The sequence below is a fragment of the Candidatus Coxiella mudrowiae genome (genome assembly GCA_001077715.1).
Lineage (GTDB): Bacteria > Pseudomonadota > Gammaproteobacteria > Coxiellales > Coxiellaceae > Coxiella > Coxiella mudrowiae.
In genome coordinates this window covers 920,582-937,638 of the sequence record CP011126.1, presented here as the reverse complement: position 1 = coordinate 937,638, position 17,057 = coordinate 920,582, and the positions used below count along the sequence as shown (strand labels likewise).

Here is a 17,057-nt window from a genome sequence, read left to right as displayed (position 1 = left end):
TCTTCCGTTATAGAAATGAGATCTGTAAGGAAATTTTTAGAACCATTCGAAAAATACTTTGTTTTGTTGTACTATCTTAGCTCACGAATGATGGGGCGAGCTATCCAATTCCATATGAAGAATTTAATCATTAAAATTGCTTTACTGGTTGCCTTAGGAAGTGGAGCAAGCTTATTGGAATGGGTGATTTTTTGTCGTCTTTTACCTCGCTTTAAACAAAAAAACCGTATTTGGCGGTATTCCTTTTTACAGGCGCTCCATCAACCCCTCCAAATTTACGTTTGGATGATTGCCTTAAGTTTCATTGCTTCTGCTATCGCTCAAGTATTTGCCTTCAATGGGGATTTTTCAAACGCTTCATCCTCAGCACGCCTTATTTTCACTCTAGTCGTTGTTTTTTGGTTTGTGATGCGTTTTCTTCGCCAATTAGAAGATGGCCTAACTGCTCGAGCACGCCAGGGCGTTGGTAAGATGAGCGATGAAACCAGTATACATGCTTTGGCGCAATTGATGCGTGTTGTCATTATCGTATTCATTTTATTAATGTTTCTCCAAACTATCGGTGTGAAAATATCTGCTTTATTAGCATTTGGTGGGGTGGGAGTGGCTGTAATTGGTTTTGCTGCCAAGGACACTTTGGGCAATTTTTTCGGTGGGATGATGATTTATTGGGACCGCCCTTTTTCCGTGGGTGATTGGATTCGCTCTCCGGATCGTCAAATTGAAGGGACGGTAGAATATATCGGTTGGCGTTTAACACGCATCCGGACGTTTGATAAGCGTCCGCTTTATGTGCCTAACGGCATTTTATCCAATATTGCTATTGAAAATCCTTCCCAAATGACAAACCGACGCCTTAAAATTACGGTGGGCGTGCGTTATTCCGACGCGGCAAAAATCCCCGATTTAGTGAAAGCTATTGAGGATAGATTACGAAAGAATCCCGCTATTGATACTACCCACACTTTGTTTGTGAATCTCTTTGAGTTTGGCTCTTCCTCGCTGAATATGTTGGTCTATGCTTTCACCAAAACGACGGAATGGGTAAAGTTTCAGGTTATTCAGCAGAAAGTAATTTTGGAAATTATAAATGTTATTTCTCAATATGAAGCAGAGTGTGCTTTCCCTACTCAAACTGTTTATCTCCCGGAAGGAGTATTTTTAAAAACAGCGAAAGGAGGAATTGATAATGGACACGACGGTCGAGGGAGCACTGATAAAGTGGGATGCTCCGATGATTCTACCTGAGCATATTCGTGAAGTATTTGCAAAAGCTACCTGTCTTTATTCTAAGACAGAAGTGGAGGCTGCTTTGGATACGATGGCTATAGAAATTAGCTCAGCTCTGTCTTCTTCTAATCCTATTTTTTTATGTGTAGTAGTTGGGGGGATTGTTCCGCTTGGAAATTTATTACCCCGGTTAGATTTTACCTTAGAAGTAGATTATATCCATGCTACACGTTATCGCGTTGATACGAAAGGTAAAAATTTGGAATGGAAAGTCAAACCTACTTGTAAAATGAAAGGTCGCACGGTGGTAGTCGTCGATGATATTTTAGATGGAGGGGTCACTTTGGGTGCTATTATTAACTTTTGTAAAGAACAAGAAGCACAATCGATTTATTCTGCTGTTTTAGTAGATAAATGCGATGCTCGGTTACCTAGTGGTCCTGCATCTGCCGATTTTAGCAGCTTAAAAGTGGGAAATCATTATGTATTCGGATACGGGATGGATTATAAAGGATATCTTCGTAATGCCCCCGGTATTTATCGAGTAGCTCCCGAACATGAATAAGTTTAAAAATGACCCTGACTAACTTTCAAGTAAGAAGAATAATTTTAATTAGTACCCCGTAATAGTAGTACCCCGTAATAGATAAAGTCCAGGTAATTCAAATAATTGTTTCGCATACGTCGTTCCTGACTTATATAAAAATTGCCTAATCCATTTGGTTGGTTAAAAAGCAAAGCTAAAGAAATATTAAAATAATGTTGAACATTAGCGCAAAATAAACCTTAAACCCAATCGCCTTCGATACGCATAGGATGAGTAGGTAAATGAATTATCGATTTTTGCCATGCTAAATGCAATAAGGTGTGATACCCCAGATTTTCATTCAATTCGGTTTGCTCGTTTTTTAAAAGGAATTGCGAGGCAGGAAGCGGCTTAATTTGTTTCGCACTAAGAAAGTTAAGATTAGGAGAGGCGGAAGTCGACTATTCTTCCATTCCGTTATTTTGGGAAGTCGGTTGTAAAAAACAATCATTTCAATTTGATAAACTTTTGCTTCGGAGGTAAGGATAGGACTCAAGGTAATGAATAATAAGATTAACAACGATTTCATAAAGAAATTTTACCTCTTACTCTCTCACCTGAAAACTTGGAAAAGCCTCCACTCCTTAAATCAACTGATGCAAGAAATGTCAAGTTTCTTGCATAACATAAGTATTGTGAATACAAGCCAATTGAGCATAGGGTTTTTATTTTTGTTTGAAAAGGTAATGCAGATAAGCTCAGGAAAAATTTTGACACGTATAACAAGCATAGCCTTCAAGATTCAAGAATAGGTGCTTCCTCTCTCGCATACTGACTTTTTTTAATTTGTATTCGTCCACTTTCATATTCGCTCACAAATTCGCTCACAAATTCGCTCACAAATTCCCCCCCCCAGTCTTTTTCAGCCACACAGTGACCGTGATAAAGAGCACCGTGACGTGCGTTTCTGGTGGGGCTACACAAAATCGAAAATATCCGCACCCTGGGGCGACGCGACATCAATTAAATCTTGTGGGGAAAGTCTAACACCAATGGTATAGCGAATTTGAGTACTTTTTCTATCAAGTCGCGGAGGCTGCGCCTTAAATGATACCAAAGAGGGTTTGCCGATCGCCGTAGGAGGAAGTAGGGTACTCGGTCATAAACTTCTTTGGATTGGATAAGCCAGCGATGTGTTCGTTCCAAGACAGATAAGGTGGCTTCTTGGCCGCCATTTTTTGGGGTACATTCATCAAATGCCATGATAATATTGGCACCTATTTTTTTTGAGTTTCAATAGAGAATTTAGGCGTCAAATGAACAATTTTTCCTGAAAGCGGGTTTTCCTGAAAGCGGGTGTTTAAAATGGGCTCCTTCCGCATCTATTTTACAAATATTCCCTTTGGATAAACTAAAAACTTGAAATCCCCCACTATCCATCAACATGGGTTTATTCCAACCTATAAGTTTATGGCATCCCACCTGCTGCTTCGATAACTTCCAAACCAGGAGCGACCAACATATGCTAGGGGTATTCCCAGCTAAAATAATTTGGCTGTTTGTGAGAGTTAAATCGTGAGGTATCAGATGTGATTTACGAATGCATGGGTGCTAACAGGCATACAGGCATACAGGCATACAGGCATAAATGCGGGCGTTATTACCACTCCGTGTGGAGTGGTAATTTGAGTTACCCGGGCAAAATTCGTTTGGGATCGTCGGATAAGTTCTGTTTTAAAAATATTTTCCATACGGCAATCAGTCTAAGCGTATGTACTAACAGAGAGATAACCGGCTATACTATAAATTAATTTATTTGAAGGAGAAAATATTATGGCAAAAGGTTTTTTTGTTCCTCGGATTTGGGCCGCCCCCCTAATTGGACGAGTCTTATAATATCGCTCATTTTTATTGCTGCGAGCATTACCAAAATCATGGATTATAATTGGACATTATCAACGATAACTCAAGCTGGATTCTCTTCGCCTCGGATATTATTGATTTTAGCGATCATTTTTGAATTTAGTGGAGGGATTACTAGTCTTTTTCGGATGGTTCGATCGATTTGGTGCGTTTTTATTGAGTTTTTATTGTTAATCTTCGTTTTAGCGGTGACTTTTGTCTTTCATACCTTTTGGACCTATCAAGCTCAGGAAGCCACTAATCAAATGCAGCATTTTACGAAAAACTTTTCTATCATCGGTGGACGGTGGACTCTTCATAATGAGCTTTGGAGCAGGGCGTTTTAGCCTTCGATGGCGCTCGCCGACGTTCACTATAGCTAGGATTTTTCCGTCAGGGGCTTATCTCTAAAGCCCCTGCAATACTCACCACAGACATAAGCCATTGAATTAGCGTAATGAATGAAGTGAATATAACCTGCCTATGACCGGCCAAACTCCTATTGAAAAAAGCTGCTTCATTATACTAAGAAAGCCATGAATGACTATCGTATGATTGATAAAGGTAATCGAGTAATGGTTTGTTTATTGGGCGGTAAAGATTCTTATACTCTTTTAAAGCTCCTTAATCTGATTCGCACCGAGGGTAATTACAAATTTGATATTTTTGAATTTATACTTGACCAATCTCAGCCGGTGTGGAATGATTCTGCCTTGCGTCAACGGATGAAAAGTCATTGAATTCTCTATAAAATTTTCACTCGTGATACTTATTCCATTGTTAAAGATAAAATTCCGGAAGGTAAAACCTACTGCTCATTATGTTCTCGATTAGGTCGCGGTATTATTATCGCTATGCTGAAGAACATGACTTTAACAAAATCGCCTCTGGACATCATCGAGACGATTTGATTCAAACATTGCTCCTTTCTGTTTTCTACAACGGTCAAATTCGTTCGATGCCACCCAAATATTAACTGACAATAAAGGTCATATCCTTATTCAACCTTTAGCTTATTGTCAGGAAAAAGACATTATTAAATATGCTCAAGAACAATGTTTCCCATTAATTCCTTGTAATCTTTTTGGTTCTTAAAGAAAACCTCATGCATCGGTGAGTAAAGCAGTTCATTGATGAGTTAACAAAAGAAAATCTAAAAGTACCAAGTAACATGCTGCGGGCACTAAGCAATATTAAGCCTTAAACCTAGCCAATTGATGGATCATGACCTTTGGAATTTTAAAGAATTAGAAATTCCTTCTTTACCTTCTTAAAGGGGCCCCACCAGGCCCATAAAATTAACGACCGATAGAGGAGTTAAGAAAGAACATGAAGCTCCTCCTATAGCGACAGCCATTAAAAAAAGGATCTCTGTGAACGTGGATGGTTTTGGTCACTGCGACGGCAATAGGAGCCATCACTACTGCTGTTTCTGCATTGTTTATAAAATCAGATGATTATGGTAATAATCATAATTAATCTCAAAATGATAAATGTGGGATATTGCTTGTTAATTAAAAGAATAAAATGAGCGATAAGCGTCGTACCGCCGGTAAGACTGTAAAGCTTCTCCCACGGGGATCATAACCCCCTGTAAAACAATCACCCACAAGTCAATACTTTCGTAAATTAATCGAGTGGGAAGCAAGAGAAGCAATAATAAATAAAGCCAGAACGGCTGCTCCGAAAGACACTTCCAGGGGAAGCTATTGCATAGTGGAAAGGAAAATCGCTATTGCGAAAATAATTACGGGAACAAAAGCCCATCTTTTTATGCCAACATCTATTCCTCATGAAGGGGTTGGCGAAAAGGGGCCCTTTCCCAAGCGATAGCTAATAAATTAATACGATAGCGCGCTCACAATTGTAGGAATTTAGACAAACGATTTTCTACTCGCGATCCTGGTGGAATTACGGCCTCCAAAAGGCCAATTTTTTCGGAATTTAACATTTCTGAAGAAAACGTTCTATCGCTGACTATTCTAGTTTCCCTGCTTGTAAAAGATCTTGTAAATCTTCTAAAGAAATTTCTACAATTAAAATATCATCGATTTAGAGTTTTTTATCGGGTGATAAAACAAAATATTTCTTCTTATTACGAATTAATTTGATAATCTAAAAATCTGCTTCAATTAATTTTTCAAAATCATTTACAGTGTTTTTCACTACCGTTGATTTTTCTGTAATTTTAACTTTCGTAAAATAGTACTGGACTTGAAAGATCTCTTCTGTTTGTTTAGGTGCTTTACGATGAGGCAACAAACGCCAGCCGACCAATGCAATAAATAAAATTCCTGCTATGGCAACAAAAAATCCAATGTAAGCAAAATCAAAAATGTCAAACGGTTGGCCCGTAAAACTTTCGTAGTAAGAAAAAATCAGTAAGTTAGGATGGGTCGCCTATTAATGTGACTAATAATCCGCCCATGGCTGACGCTAGGGCAATCGGCATTAATAGGAGCGAAGGTGAACGCTTTAACATTATTCATAAAGGTCGATAATGTGCTGCTAATTATTGATAAAATGGCTAGATTGAGGATCCGACTTTTAGTGGCAAACGTAATTTTGTGAACAATAAAATCTATCAGTTCCAAACACGTAATTACTTGAGAAATAATCATTACACAAGCTACAGTAATAACTGCAGGCTTACTAAAGCCCGAATAAACCTTTGAAAAAGGCACAGCTCCAATAAGGATGCTCAACATAAGTGAAATAGCAGCAACGATATCAGAACGCTAATAGCCACATATAAAGATAGACTATTTTCCTCCTAAAAAAAACTGAAATTGTAGCAGCTTAGCTGGAAAACTCCAGCAGCCTTAATGAGCTTTTTTCATGGAATAAATGGATTGGCTAAAAAGGTGGAGCTTGAAAGCGAGGGTCGCCCTTACTTGCTCCATATTACGTTAGAAAAATTACGCCGCTTTATCACAAACTTTAATTCAATCCTGTGTGATAATCTGGTTCACTACAGCCAAAGAATTAGTCGTTTTTGAAAGCCATCCTACTAACGAAGAGAGTCATTATACGCGCCTCTATACTTTTTTTTTCAATAATGATCACTAAGAGTCAATACTTGACAACCTCCCAAAGCAAACGTATATCACTTATTTAAAGTAGGAGGAAGAATCGTGTCGGAAACAATTGATGATTTAACAGTCGAATATGTTGAAGATGGTATTGTCACGCTTAGACAGCTTGATAAAGTCATCTTAACAAAAGGTGCCTGGTGCACTATTCTTTATAAGATCCAAACCTGGAACCGATCGAAACAAGCTTATAATCCGGTGAGTTATACCATTCGGCGCTATCAAAAACGTTCTGGTGAATTTAAACAGCGCTACAAGTTTACTATTTCTAGCAATGAGCAGGCACAAAAGATCGTGGATGCGCTAACTAAATGGATGGAAGAATCTGAATAATTTTCTTATTAGCTAAACTTTATCATTAAATTCAACTTTATCATTAAATTTGAACTGCTTGGTGTAATTTCTTCCATCATGGGGTAAGACGCAAAAAAACAAGCTAGGGTTTAATCTGCTTCGTCTCGAAGCACTAAGAGCTTCTGAATCATTTAATTGCCCAATCGTTTTTGGAGAAGAGACAGAATTATTTCATTTATCGAATTTCCCATCCGATCATGGCTTAAAGGTGTCCTTAATGGTATTTAAATCCAGCATGTCGATAAATTTTGTGGTGAAGGTACTGAAACTACTTAAAGACCAATTCCTTAATAATTAGAAGAAGCAATGAGGTTGTGCAATCGATTGTTATTTAACCAAAGTGCATTTATGTGGGTTAATTGACGGCTGGCTAATACGAACTTAAAATTTTTGAGCAATGTAATATAGAAAGCTGTTTTTCTTTGTGTGCCGAAATTGATTTCAAATCCCCAAAACTAGTTCTTTAACTCTTCATTGTCCCAAAGAAAGCTACTTATTTCCAGAATCTAAATGCAAATGCATAAGCTGGTTTTATAATCTTCAATGCATTACTCTAAAGAAACTTAATTAATATAGAGTTATTCTATCTTTTCTATCCATAGAGCCTTTACAAAGTAACTATCATGATTTTTTAATGTGCTTCTAAACGCCGCTAGTAGTAATGAAGGAGCGATATTATTTTTCGTATTATTTTCTTCACGAACATACGCTGTCAACCCATGATAGTTATACCAAAAAACACTGACTATCTCCTTACAGTCACTTATTAAAGCATATAGAAAATTAATAGCGACATCGCTTAAAGGTGTAGAATTTTCCCAATTTCTTCCTTCAGAATCGGTCAAGTACGCTTTACCAATAGCCCACTAGCTTATAATCAGATTGCTCTTCCATATCTCTTTTATAATGTCAACCTGGCCCGCTCGCTAAGGCGTGTTGAAAATTATTGATTTGATCTGATAGGCTAGCAGAAGTATTAATCCTATGCTAAACCTCCCAACCCGTAAGTCGCTAAAGAAATTATTTGTCCACAAAAAAGTGTCTTCAAGAGAGGAATGTTGTTCCACATTGCGTTAATAAATTTATTACTACCGCTAATTAAAGCCCATCAAAATTTTGGATTAAGATTCTAATAATTGAGATTTCTGATTGGATTCGCTGAAATTAATTACTCGGGCTATCGACTGGTACCACGTAAGGAATTCCAGGTTTTTCTCCTAAATGCTTTTGGTATTTCGCTTTTTAAAGCTAATCGAAAATAATTTATTTTATTGTTTTCTTCATAAAGGTTTGTGAAACAAAGTCTTATTTGCTCCCGGAGTAGATAGCTTTCCAATCGGTCACTACTTGATTATTAGCGTGTTGTAAAGCCATTTTAAAAATGGCGAGCCACTCAAAACCATGGCTCGAAAGAAAGCAAGTTTTCAACTTCTCCTCCCCCCCCTTCATTAGCTTTTTAATTCGTTCACTTGAATTCCATAAAAGATTTAAATATCAGAGATCACTCAGTCTATTAGTATACTGAAGATTGTGGTATCTCAAAAGCCAAGTTCTCTCAAACCAGTCCCAGTTAGACACCCTTTCTTTTGGTTTTATCATAAACGAAATTTATGATGGTGGTCGTCGCTGGCAAGAGAGTTATTTTTAAGTTATTGATTATAAATAAATTTATTGAAAAAATTTTATTTACCTTTTATAAAAAAAGGTATGTACTTCAATTGTGAACTGCGCAGTTTTTTTTAATTAAGAAAAAAAGTAAAAAAATCGAAGAAGCAAATTAAGAAGCAAAAATAATTATCTGTAAGAAGGCGCTCAATCTAAAACTTCCTCCGAACATTATTTTCTAAAATAATGTTCATTCTTTTAACGCCTTTCCATTTCCAAGGGTTGATATGATAAATTGAATTCCGTTTTTTCTAGCAGGTTTTCATTGTCTGATTTAAAAAACCCTATTGGAAGGGAATAAAGAAGAAATAGAAAGATTATCGAGTGGAAATGAAGAATTGCAATCTTGAATTTACATTAAGACAGCTAATTTTGGCAACTCTGATAATCCCAATTTTCGCTATATTAGCCTCTCTGAATTAACAGAAATCTTTACCTTGTTTTTACAAAAGGGTTCCTTCACTATAGTCGAAAAACTCTTGGAAGAAAGCTTATTAATCCAAAATTATTTTTACGGACAGGATACTTTATTTTTTGGGTGACGGGGTGATTAGGGAAATTCCTCTGGATCAATTAATTAAAATTTTTAAATTAATTTTAGCCAATAAAAATCAAAAACTCATTATCAAAATTCAGCAAATTTGAAGCCTAAAAAATTAATACATGAACATACCTTCTCAAAACTCTAGTAAAAATAATAGTAATCAAAAATGCTGAGTTTTAGTTGCAATGGCAACAGCATTTTCATTAATTTTTATTCATTAAACAGTAGCAGTTTCTGTTGTGCTTCCCCAGATGAAGCGTAATCTGAATACCAGTAGTCATGTATTAGATTGAATAATCAATGCCTATGTTCTGAGTTTAGCAGCTGTCGTAATTTTCGGAGTAAAGATTGGAGATTTAATTAGCCATCATCGCACGTTTTTGGGAGGAACGATCATTTTTAATTTTTATTCTGGCATCGCTCTTGTGTGCGATGGATCAGTTAGGGCTATGTGTTATCGTTAGTCGAGCTATTCAGGGAATTAGAGGTGCTTTTATCATTCCCACGATAGGGAGCCATTGTCATTCTTGAAATCTTTTCCTAAAACTTTCCTAAAACTTTCCTAAAACTCAGTGCTAAGAAAGAATTTCTATCGATTGGCTTAGGTTTGCTTTGTTAGCTATTTGTTTATCTAGTTTTATTTTAACTTTTATGGAAGCTCCTTCTTTGGGGTGGTGTTCACTGATAATTTGAGGCCTTTTGATAACGAGTTTATTAACCAGGTTTCTCTTTGTAGTCCTGGAGCGTTGGTTAAAAAATCCACTTGTGGAACTTAGAATTTTTAAAAATAGCTTTTTCCAAGGCGTTATTAGTATTGATTTTGATACAGGAAGCTTTTATACTTTTTTCTAGATGATTTTTATTCAAGATATTTTGCAGTTTGGTCAAATGTTAACTGGGCTTTAGCTGAGTTTTTGATGTTGCTGGTAACCATTCCTTTAATTTTTATAAGGACCCATTGCAGGAGTGATAGTTTAAGCCTATGCTTACCCATTAGCTTTGGAGCCCTTCTTGTGGTATGACATAACTTCTGGCAACAGCATGGACCCAGGAATATATGAATATATTTGGATGTTTCCTAGTTTTCTCGCCTTGGGTTTTGCTACTCCACTTCTGATTTCATGCCCAATGGTTACAGTACAGGTCTTATCACCGTGTTTCCTCATCAAAGAGGGATTGGTGGTGGAATATTGGGGGGCTTTTCGGCAACTCGGAAGTTCTCTAAGACTTGCTTTGATAGGCTCAGTTACTTTTCATGTGAACAGACGACTTATTTATCTTTCTTCCTTGCTCACTAGGCCCAATAGCCCAGCTTCATGAATCACAAATAAACGGAATTTTGACTGGGACTCTCTCAGAAAAGCAAGCAATAGCACATTTATCTTCCCATCTCGTAAATGTTATTTATCAAGCCAGCTATTTGCTTTATACCTTAGCCTTGAGTGTTGCCATGTATATGGTCGCGATAATCGCTTTTAGTAGTTTTTTGTTAGCATTGCGCGCCTTACCTAACAAAATCGCCGCTTCGTTAATAAATTGACTTCTTTTTAGCGGATTGATGGCGTTTATGTAATTCAATGTCGATATATTTATCCGTAATAACGCTCGAACTGTGACCGGCGTCATCACGCACATGTTCACGCGGACGAATTTTTACATCTTCGGAGATGCCTGTGTGTCTAAGCCAATGAACGGTGGCCTCAAGGAGCACTTCAGCTTCTTCTTCAAAGCCGTTTTCTTTTAACTGATAAACAGCCTGATCAAAGCAGTATTGGACAATTTTTCGAATAGAGTTAGTACTCTGAATAGGACCTTTGCCCTTTATTCGTGGCAGCAGAGGTGAATTATCAGCGGGAGAAGGCAGCGGCGATAAATTAAGATGTTTTCGCCATCGTTTGAGGGCTTCTAACATGGCTTCACTTACAGCAATTTGCCGTTGTTTATTACCTTTACCCACGGTCACAAACCACCAGTTACCATTGCTATCACGAAAAAAATCATTCATTTTAGGCATCCAACGCGGGCTTGCTATCAATTCGGATATCCGTAAATACATAGAATAAAGGATTGACAAGATAAAAAGAGTCCGTTCATGGATTTCTGGATTCTTATCGGCTAAGGTTGTGGCAGTGTTTATGACATAATACCACTGTAGTTCTGAAAGTCGTCTTATTTTAGGTTGGCCTTGAATTTTTCGGATGAACTTACTTTTTTGGCGGATCAGCGCGACGGGGTTAGCTCTTATATATTCTTCTTGTAAAAGATAATTAAAAAAACTGCTTAAAATTGCAAAGAGTTCTCTTAAAGCTCCTTGAGAGAGTTCGAAATTTTTTATTTTGGGCTGCTGACCTTTTCGATACTGCACTTTAGAAAGAGTAACTACAAAAGGCCGCCATTTTGCATTAGGAATACGTTTACTTTCTTTGATAATAAAGCGAGGAAGTTTGCTAATCCCAATCCAATTTTTGGGAGGATTTTGACAAAAGACCACAAAGGCTTCTATATCCTCCCGTTTTATTTCATTTAAGCTTTTTTTAACAGCTAACGTACACCAATGTAGCAAGCGCTCAATTTCGCGTCTATAAGAATTAAAAGTTCCTTGACTACCTGTGTAACATTTCAAAAAATTCAAGGCTTTTTCGATATCGTTTTGGTTGTACTCGGGATAAAGAGATGAGGAAAGTGTTTGCTTTTTGACATATTCTAGTGAATCAAACAAGGATAATGGTGGATTATTCGAAACCATACTTCTATTATAACTTATTATAACCTATTTATAATATGATAACCTGTTATAATATGAATTCAATAGATACAGAGGTGGCTAAGATTTACACAAATTGGCGAAGGCTATTGAAAGTCTGAAAACCAATCAAAATAATTTAACTATTATTTCTTATTAACATCCATAAGAGGTTTAGCATTTGCAATCGTCCGTTTTGTGCTGCCCGATATTTGTGAAGTACTGCATTCCCTGAATGCAGATATTGTCTTTCTACAAGAATTACAAGGGAAGCAACGTAAATCACGGTTAAAAAAATTCTGATGTGGACCTCCCTCAAACGGAGTTCCTTGCAGAATCAAAATAGCCTTATTTGTATCCATTTAGGCTTATTTTATATAGAAAGAGAGTTCCAGTTGATCACTTTAAGCCAACGGATTCGTTCGGATTCGTTCCCATATTTCCTTCTCATGCGCCTTTAATTATATTGGCGCAGGGGCGCTTTTGCTCTTTATAGAGGACAATCTTGAATTGCAAGAGATTTTCAAAGCTCTATAAGGAAAATATGCCAAAACCTATCCTGCATCCCGGCCCACTTTTGAGATCGATCCGATTTATTATCAAGGAGAATTTGGTCACCTTTTTTTTAGAAAATATTTTAAATTAAAATTACAGCTCGGAAGAAGTAACCTTGTTAGAATTTTCAATATTTTTAGGCATTGGATTTTTGATGCAGATTATCGATGGTGCATTACGGATGGCTTACGTATTAGTATGAGTATATTGCTTTCTGTGGAAATTGATCTAAGCGCTGCGAGTGGAGAAATTCATGCTGCTGAAATTCTAACAACGGGTATTTCAGGCTTATCACATGCTATGTTTGAAAATATTGATTACCGTTTATTTCGTGGCCTTATTCTTCTGAGAATTATTAGTAGAGTATCATTGGAGCCTATTTTTTTAATAAAAGTAGCTGAAAATATTATTAAGCTTATTGTTTCTATTTATTTGTTTGGAATGGGAGTAATCATCTTATATCGAGTATTTCATAAAATTAATTGGATGAAAATATAATTCAGCTAATCCATAAAATATTAGACAAGAAAAGCCTTCTCACCGGTTATACCTCCTCATTCCGATCAGTATTTCAGATGGATTTTCTGATGTGGTTGGTTGTGGCGGGATGGGGGACAATCGTCTTATCATCTCTTCTGGCGCGAGATAATGAAGAGCCAAGGTATACAAACCAATCTCGCTGAATTTCTTATTTCAGTGAGTTTTTCTCTCACCTTTTTAAGGCGATTGCGCTATTTCCCATTGGCCTATTATACTAAGGTTAATTGTCGGTTAAGGGATTACTGCCCATTTGTCTGCATTTATTATTCGTTGTTTGCCTCCAAAGGTATTGCTCTTTATGGCAGGATCCTTAGTGATTCTGTTGAGTGTATGATTGATTGTTAAACTCTTTATATAAATTATTAATGAAAATAAATATAGACTTACGATAATATCGAAATATTAAATCCACTTTTTTATTATATTTATTTTCTTATTAAAAACCCTAATAATTGGATTTTGCACAATCATGCATGATAAAATTTTTATTAATTAATACGAAGCTTAATCAGTTAATTCATGTTTTATATTTAAGTGTTTATAGATCATTTTGATTTTTAATGTTATCAAACTGCTCTAAAAATAATGTGCTGACTCTGAAATGAATAGAACGACCGTAATGACTGAGCACTCTCATATAAGTGACCTAACTCTTTTAATTAGGTCAAAATCAAGTCTTATTTTAATAAACTTTTAAAAATTAATTTTGCAAAAAAAATGGAAACGTCATAAATTTTGAAAGAAAATAATAGTAAAAAAAGCTCGAAGCACGTGTTAGGTAAAAACGATCAGATAAAACGACGAGTGTCTTTTTGTTTCCGTTAGATAGGAGGTTTCAGTAATTTTTGATAATAAGTACGGAAGGCACGTTGATAATTGCTCCTATTTTGATGCAACATTGTCAATAATGTATAGCCTCCAGCCATTGCCATTGAAGCTCCTTGTCCTGCCATTAAAGTTAGACATTGACAAGCATTGCCTACCAATACAACGCAGTTTTGGTAGCAATTCAGCATTTTAATTTATGTTAAAGTGTTCAAAAAAACTTCTTTAGCTTGCTCTAAGGTTATAAATATATAAAGTATTTGCTAATTCAGCTCTTTAAAATGTTTGCGCAATCTTTTCTTAGCATTACCTTAAAGCGATTTCTGTAATTTATAAATAAAAAAATTATCCAATTTATCATTAGCTACAGAATAAATAGCGACCTCTTTTTCTAGAAAAAATAAGCATAAAATGCATTATAAATATTAGCAGTATTTGGTTAGATGAAGGCTCTAATACGATAACCTAGGTAACGAGAAAATTGATTTTCTTCACTAAAAATTAATTGCCTGACGTTAGAATGAATGCCATCAGCATAAACGATTAAATCATAATTTTTTTATATTCCCTCTCTAAAAGTGACAGTAACGTTGTCTTTTTTTTAGATAATATTTTTAATCTGTATTCGAGATTGAATCGTAATTTTATTTTTAGTACTATTGAGAAAATGGTTTCAAGATCTCCGCACAAGAAAGTGTAAAAACGATATTTAAGTATTTTGCAGAGCTTTTCAATATCCAAGCTGGAAGTTTTTTCTCTTTTTTTGATTTTTGATTAGGGTTTCAGAAGTCAATTACGTATCCTTGACGTGATTCAAGATTTTGAATTTTCTATAATTTCAATCTAAAAGCCATAGTGGTCAAGCCAATAATTACCAATAATTAGTAATTAGCTCTGAAATTCTAGTGCAAGAAATTAGTATCTTTGTATTAAAAAATCCTGACCAATTTTTTCCTATTAAAGTTTCGCTAGAAAGCAAACTCTGAGTATGATTACAAAAAAATAAAGATTTACCGATGTCGGAATCAATAGTCGTGAGATAGGTGTGGATTAATTTAATATTATGTTATAGATAGCGATTAAAATATGTTGAGACTGTTTGATGAATGGGAAGAAGGTGGGTTAAAAGTACAAAGGTTAGTAAACTGTAAGATTTACTATCATTGGTTCCTCCAGGAGGCATTGGCAGGCTTATGAGAAGGGCAATTTACACAATCGTTTAAAGGGATTTTGGCTTTACAACAAAGGCCCTTATCACAGAAAAGGAACTTTCTATGGCCCACTTTTCTCACCAGACAGCCAATGCTGAAAAAAGGGAGTGTATGTACGTCCAATAGTTAGCTGGAGTAGTACTTGGGTTTCTCCCGAAAATGCTGAGCGCAGAGAAAGAAGTTAATATTTATGTTGAACGTACAACACTTTTGAGAGAACTTGTGCAGTTTTTCAAAATTTTCCAAATCGAATAGTTGAGAATTTTAATCATGGCATCTCAAGTGTTCCTTTTATAAATAAATCATGGGTATCGGATGAAACCATATGTGCAGTGTACCTACGGTTCGGTTATGAAAGCCTGCAACTGTTAACGGATAATGTAACTTCAATGATGTATGAAACCATCTTCAGTCGTGGGCAAGAAGCTTGTCAAAAAACCGATGCTGATTATAAAGATTTGACGGTTATTACTGGCGCGATCACAATTATCTCTTGGAATAAATACTGCCTCCGTTTGTCGGACGAGGATCAGCTCAGAGTGGAAAAAACTGATATTGAAGAAGGCACTGTGATATTATTTCAATGGCTTAGAAGATTTTTAATCAATAACTCTCATTTGGAAAATATTAGGAGAACAATCCATATTGGTTGCTAATTCAGAATTGGCTCTCTTGCTTTCTCATGATTATGTGAGGTAGAAGAAAAAAAGTGGTTCACGTTTGGAGTTGTCCTAACATTCCAAAAACACCAAATTACAACACAGTGCAAAGGTCTCCCATGGCTGTCCCAAATTTAGGAGCTTGATACGTGATATCGGGTATACGTTATAAAATCTAGGAGATGTTAAGAATTAAATTCATAAATTTCAAGATCTAGGAAGCAAATGAAGAAAAAAACGATTATTGTTCATTCGGATGGCATTAATTTATCCTTGTGTTTAGCGGTAGCCATTAAGAAGTTTAGTCCGAGAAATGTATTAAGTATATCCTTTAAATATGGATAACCTCATTCATTGGAATTGGAACATGCGAGAAAAATTTGTGAAGAGTAAAATGTGGATCATGTTGAGTTATCTATTGATCGATTATTTGAAAAAAATTACTCATAATGCTTTGATGGATAGTACAGCGGAAATTAAAGACGAGCAGCAGGAAAATCCTAAGAACACGTTAGTGATTAGTCGTAATGGATTAATGGGCAAGGCTAGCTTCTATTCACGCGCAGCATCTTGGCCCTCAATGTATTTATATGGGTATTATAGGAAGTGAATCTGCTAGTTCAGGTTATGGCGATTGTAATCGTGACTACATAGATTTATTTAAAAATTATGCAAATTGATTTAAACGGAGATAATTTTGAAATACGAACAGCTTTTCGAAATGACAAAAAAGGAAGCCATGGAATTAGGATATCAGTTGGGTATATTGAAATATCTGCTCAAGAAAACAGTGACCTATTATCGCAGTATTCCTGAGTTAGGCTGTAATGACTGCCCTTCTTGCAAGTTGAGAAACGAAGGGATAGGTCAATTTTTAAATCAGCACCCAATGACATAGAGGATTTAATTTTAATAAAAGAAAAAAAATTATTGAAGTGATACTATATAATCCTGATTGTCCAAACTAGTTTAAGGAAGAAGATGAACGAATTAAATCAATTTTTTCTGATAATTTTTTTTTGAAATTCATCATATTGGTAGTACATCAGTACCAGGTCTTTCTGCTAAACCAACAATCGACATTGTCCTTGAAGTTAAGAATATAGATCAAGTTGATAAATGCGATGATCAGATAGAAAAGTTAGAATACAAAGAGTAGGGTGAATATAATATTTCTAGCCGTTGATTTTTTGTTAAGTGTGAAGATAAAC

The 17,057-nt window shown here is 35.9% G+C and carries 17 protein-coding genes and 2 pseudogenes; 11 read left to right on the top strand and 8 right to left on the bottom strand.

The genetic code is table 11. The annotated features are described in order from the left end of the window. Positions 1-114: 114 nt before the first annotated feature. Positions 115-1,248, top strand: coding sequence for a mechanosensitive ion channel family protein (locus CleRt_RS04505; protein ID WP_157870951.1), 1,134 nt, complete (start codon positions 115-117; stop codon positions 1,246-1,248). After that, positions 1,235-1,795 carry a hypoxanthine-guanine phosphoribosyltransferase gene (locus CleRt_RS04500; protein ID WP_048875250.1) on the top strand — a complete coding sequence of 187 codons (561 nt, stop codon included), beginning with the start codon at positions 1,235-1,237 and terminating at the stop codon, positions 1,793-1,795. Before CleRt_RS04505 ends, CleRt_RS04500 begins: the two co-directional genes overlap by 14 nt. Positions 1,796-2,551: 756 nt before the next feature. Here CleRt_RS04500 and CleRt_RS13265 read toward each other — a convergent pair. Together CleRt_RS13265 and CleRt_RS14080 are read right to left on the bottom strand one after the other, a co-directional pair. Beyond that, positions 2,552-2,776: a hypothetical protein gene (locus CleRt_RS13265; protein WP_082160429.1), complete on the bottom strand. Its 225-nt coding sequence runs from the start codon at positions 2,774-2,776 to the stop codon at positions 2,552-2,554. A 3-nt stretch (positions 2,777-2,779) separates the two neighbouring features. Then, positions 2,780-3,304 (bottom strand): annotated as a pseudogene (locus CleRt_RS14080) (tRNA-guanine transglycosylase). Positions 3,305-3,690: 386 nt separating this feature from the next. Here CleRt_RS14080 and CleRt_RS04485 point away from each other — a divergent pair. Both CleRt_RS04485 and ttcA read left to right on the top strand, forming a co-directional pair. Continuing rightward, on the top strand, positions 3,691-4,005 hold the full coding sequence (locus CleRt_RS04485; RefSeq protein ID WP_200899547.1) for a DoxX family protein: 315 nt from the start codon (positions 3,691-3,693) through the stop codon (positions 4,003-4,005). Between the two features lie 189 nt (positions 4,006-4,194). Beyond that, positions 4,195-4,932, top strand: a pseudogene (gene ttcA, locus CleRt_RS04480) (tRNA 2-thiocytidine(32) synthetase TtcA). Positions 4,933-5,773: 841 nt separating this feature from the next. On the opposite strand, the gene CleRt_RS10055 reads toward ttcA, so the two are convergent. Both CleRt_RS10055 and CleRt_RS08355 read right to left on the bottom strand, forming a co-directional pair. Beyond that, positions 5,774-5,935: a hypothetical protein gene (locus CleRt_RS10055; RefSeq protein ID WP_157870836.1), complete on the bottom strand. Its 162-nt coding sequence runs from the start codon at positions 5,933-5,935 to the stop codon at positions 5,774-5,776. Positions 5,936-6,036: 101 nt separating this feature from the next. Continuing rightward, positions 6,037-6,366 (bottom strand): hypothetical protein, encoded by a 330-nt coding sequence (locus CleRt_RS08355; RefSeq protein ID WP_053097883.1) that lies wholly within the window; start codon positions 6,364-6,366, stop codon positions 6,037-6,039. A 426-nt stretch (positions 6,367-6,792) separates the two neighbouring features. Here CleRt_RS08355 and CleRt_RS04470 point away from each other — a divergent pair, with 426 nt between their 5' ends. Next, entirely contained in the window at positions 6,793-7,083 is a 291-nt protein-coding gene (locus tag CleRt_RS04470; RefSeq protein ID WP_048875248.1) for a hypothetical protein, read from the top strand. Between the two features lie 599 nt (positions 7,084-7,682). Here CleRt_RS04470 and CleRt_RS04465 read toward each other — a convergent pair. After that, positions 7,683-7,949 (bottom strand): hypothetical protein, encoded by a 267-nt coding sequence (locus tag CleRt_RS04465; RefSeq protein WP_048875247.1) that lies wholly within the window; start codon positions 7,947-7,949, stop codon positions 7,683-7,685. A gap of 460 nt (positions 7,950-8,409) precedes the next feature. Then, on the bottom strand, positions 8,410-8,532 hold the full coding sequence (locus CleRt_RS13255; RefSeq protein ID WP_306686591.1) for a hypothetical protein: 123 nt from the start codon (positions 8,530-8,532) through the stop codon (positions 8,410-8,412). Between the two features lie 2,120 nt (positions 8,533-10,652). Here CleRt_RS13255 and CleRt_RS04455 point away from each other — a divergent pair. Then, positions 10,653-10,853, top strand: a complete 201-nt coding sequence (locus tag CleRt_RS04455) for a hypothetical protein (protein ID WP_048875245.1) — start codon at positions 10,653-10,655, stop codon at positions 10,851-10,853. Here CleRt_RS04455 and CleRt_RS04450 read toward each other — a convergent pair. Then, on the bottom strand, positions 10,842-12,059 hold the full coding sequence (locus CleRt_RS04450; RefSeq protein ID WP_048875244.1) for a tyrosine-type recombinase/integrase: 1,218 nt from the start codon (positions 12,057-12,059) through the stop codon (positions 10,842-10,844). The genes CleRt_RS04455 and CleRt_RS04450 overlap by 12 nt on opposite strands. Positions 12,060-12,809: 750 nt before the next feature. Between CleRt_RS04450 and CleRt_RS10050 the strand changes: the two genes are divergently transcribed. Next, a complete protein-coding gene (locus CleRt_RS10050; RefSeq protein ID WP_048875243.1) occupies positions 12,810-13,109 on the top strand; it encodes a hypothetical protein in 300 nt (99 codons plus the stop codon). Between the two features lie 863 nt (positions 13,110-13,972). On the opposite strand, the gene CleRt_RS04440 is transcribed toward CleRt_RS10050, so the two are convergent. Then, complete coding sequence (locus tag CleRt_RS04440) at positions 13,973-14,167, bottom strand: hypothetical protein (RefSeq protein WP_048875242.1); 195 nt, start codon at positions 14,165-14,167, stop codon at positions 13,973-13,975. Between the two features lie 1,409 nt (positions 14,168-15,576). Between CleRt_RS04440 and CleRt_RS04435 the strand changes: the two genes are divergently transcribed. The 4 genes from CleRt_RS04435 (at position 15,577) to CleRt_RS13250 (ending at position 17,005) form a co-directional block, all read left to right on the top strand. Next, positions 15,577-15,843 carry a hypothetical protein gene (locus CleRt_RS04435; RefSeq protein WP_048875241.1) on the top strand — a complete coding sequence of 89 codons (267 nt, stop codon included), beginning with the start codon at positions 15,577-15,579 and terminating at the stop codon, positions 15,841-15,843. 370 nt (positions 15,844-16,213) lie between these two features. Further along, a complete protein-coding gene (locus CleRt_RS10705) occupies positions 16,214-16,456 on the top strand; it encodes an adenine nucleotide alpha hydrolase family protein (protein WP_235378837.1) in 243 nt (80 codons plus the stop codon). 87 nt (positions 16,457-16,543) lie between these two features. Further along, the gene (locus CleRt_RS10700; RefSeq protein ID WP_200899545.1) at positions 16,544-16,744 is read left to right on the top strand and encodes a 7-cyano-7-deazaguanine synthase; all 201 of its coding nucleotides are present in this window, start codon (positions 16,544-16,546) and stop codon (positions 16,742-16,744) included. A 126-nt stretch (positions 16,745-16,870) separates the two neighbouring features. Next, complete coding sequence (locus CleRt_RS13250; RefSeq protein ID WP_306686825.1) at positions 16,871-17,005, top strand: GrpB family protein; 135 nt, start codon at positions 16,871-16,873, stop codon at positions 17,003-17,005. Positions 17,006-17,057: the final 52 nt, after the last annotated feature.

Excerpts from the sequence above, each read along its gene's own strand:
- CleRt_RS04440 (WP_048875242.1), bottom strand. The coding sequence starts at position 14,167 with ATGCTGAATTGCTACCAAAACTGCGTTGTATTGGTAGGCAATGCTTGT.
- CleRt_RS04500 (WP_048875250.1), top strand. The coding sequence starts at position 1,235 with ATGATTCTACCTGAGCATATTCGTGAAGTATTTGCAAAAGCTACCTGT.
- CleRt_RS04450 (WP_048875244.1), bottom strand. The coding sequence starts at position 12,059 with ATGGTTTCGAATAATCCACCATTATCCTTGTTTGATTCACTAGAATAT.
- CleRt_RS10705 (WP_235378837.1), top strand. The coding sequence starts at position 16,214 with ATGCGAGAAAAATTTGTGAAGAGTAAAATGTGGATCATGTTGAGTTAT.
- CleRt_RS04485 (WP_200899547.1), top strand. The coding sequence starts at position 3,691 with ATGGATTATAATTGGACATTATCAACGATAACTCAAGCTGGATTCTCT.
- CleRt_RS10050 (WP_048875243.1), top strand. The coding sequence starts at position 12,810 with ATGAGTATATTGCTTTCTGTGGAAATTGATCTAAGCGCTGCGAGTGGA.
- CleRt_RS04435 (WP_048875241.1), top strand. The coding sequence starts at position 15,577 with ATGATGTATGAAACCATCTTCAGTCGTGGGCAAGAAGCTTGTCAAAAA.
- CleRt_RS04505 (WP_157870951.1), top strand. The coding sequence starts at position 115 with ATGAAGAATTTAATCATTAAAATTGCTTTACTGGTTGCCTTAGGAAGT.
- CleRt_RS08355 (WP_053097883.1), bottom strand. The coding sequence starts at position 6,366 with ATGTTGAGCATCCTTATTGGAGCTGTGCCTTTTTCAAAGGTTTATTCG.
- CleRt_RS13265 (WP_082160429.1), bottom strand. The coding sequence starts at position 2,776 with ATGTCGCGTCGCCCCAGGGTGCGGATATTTTCGATTTTGTGTAGCCCC.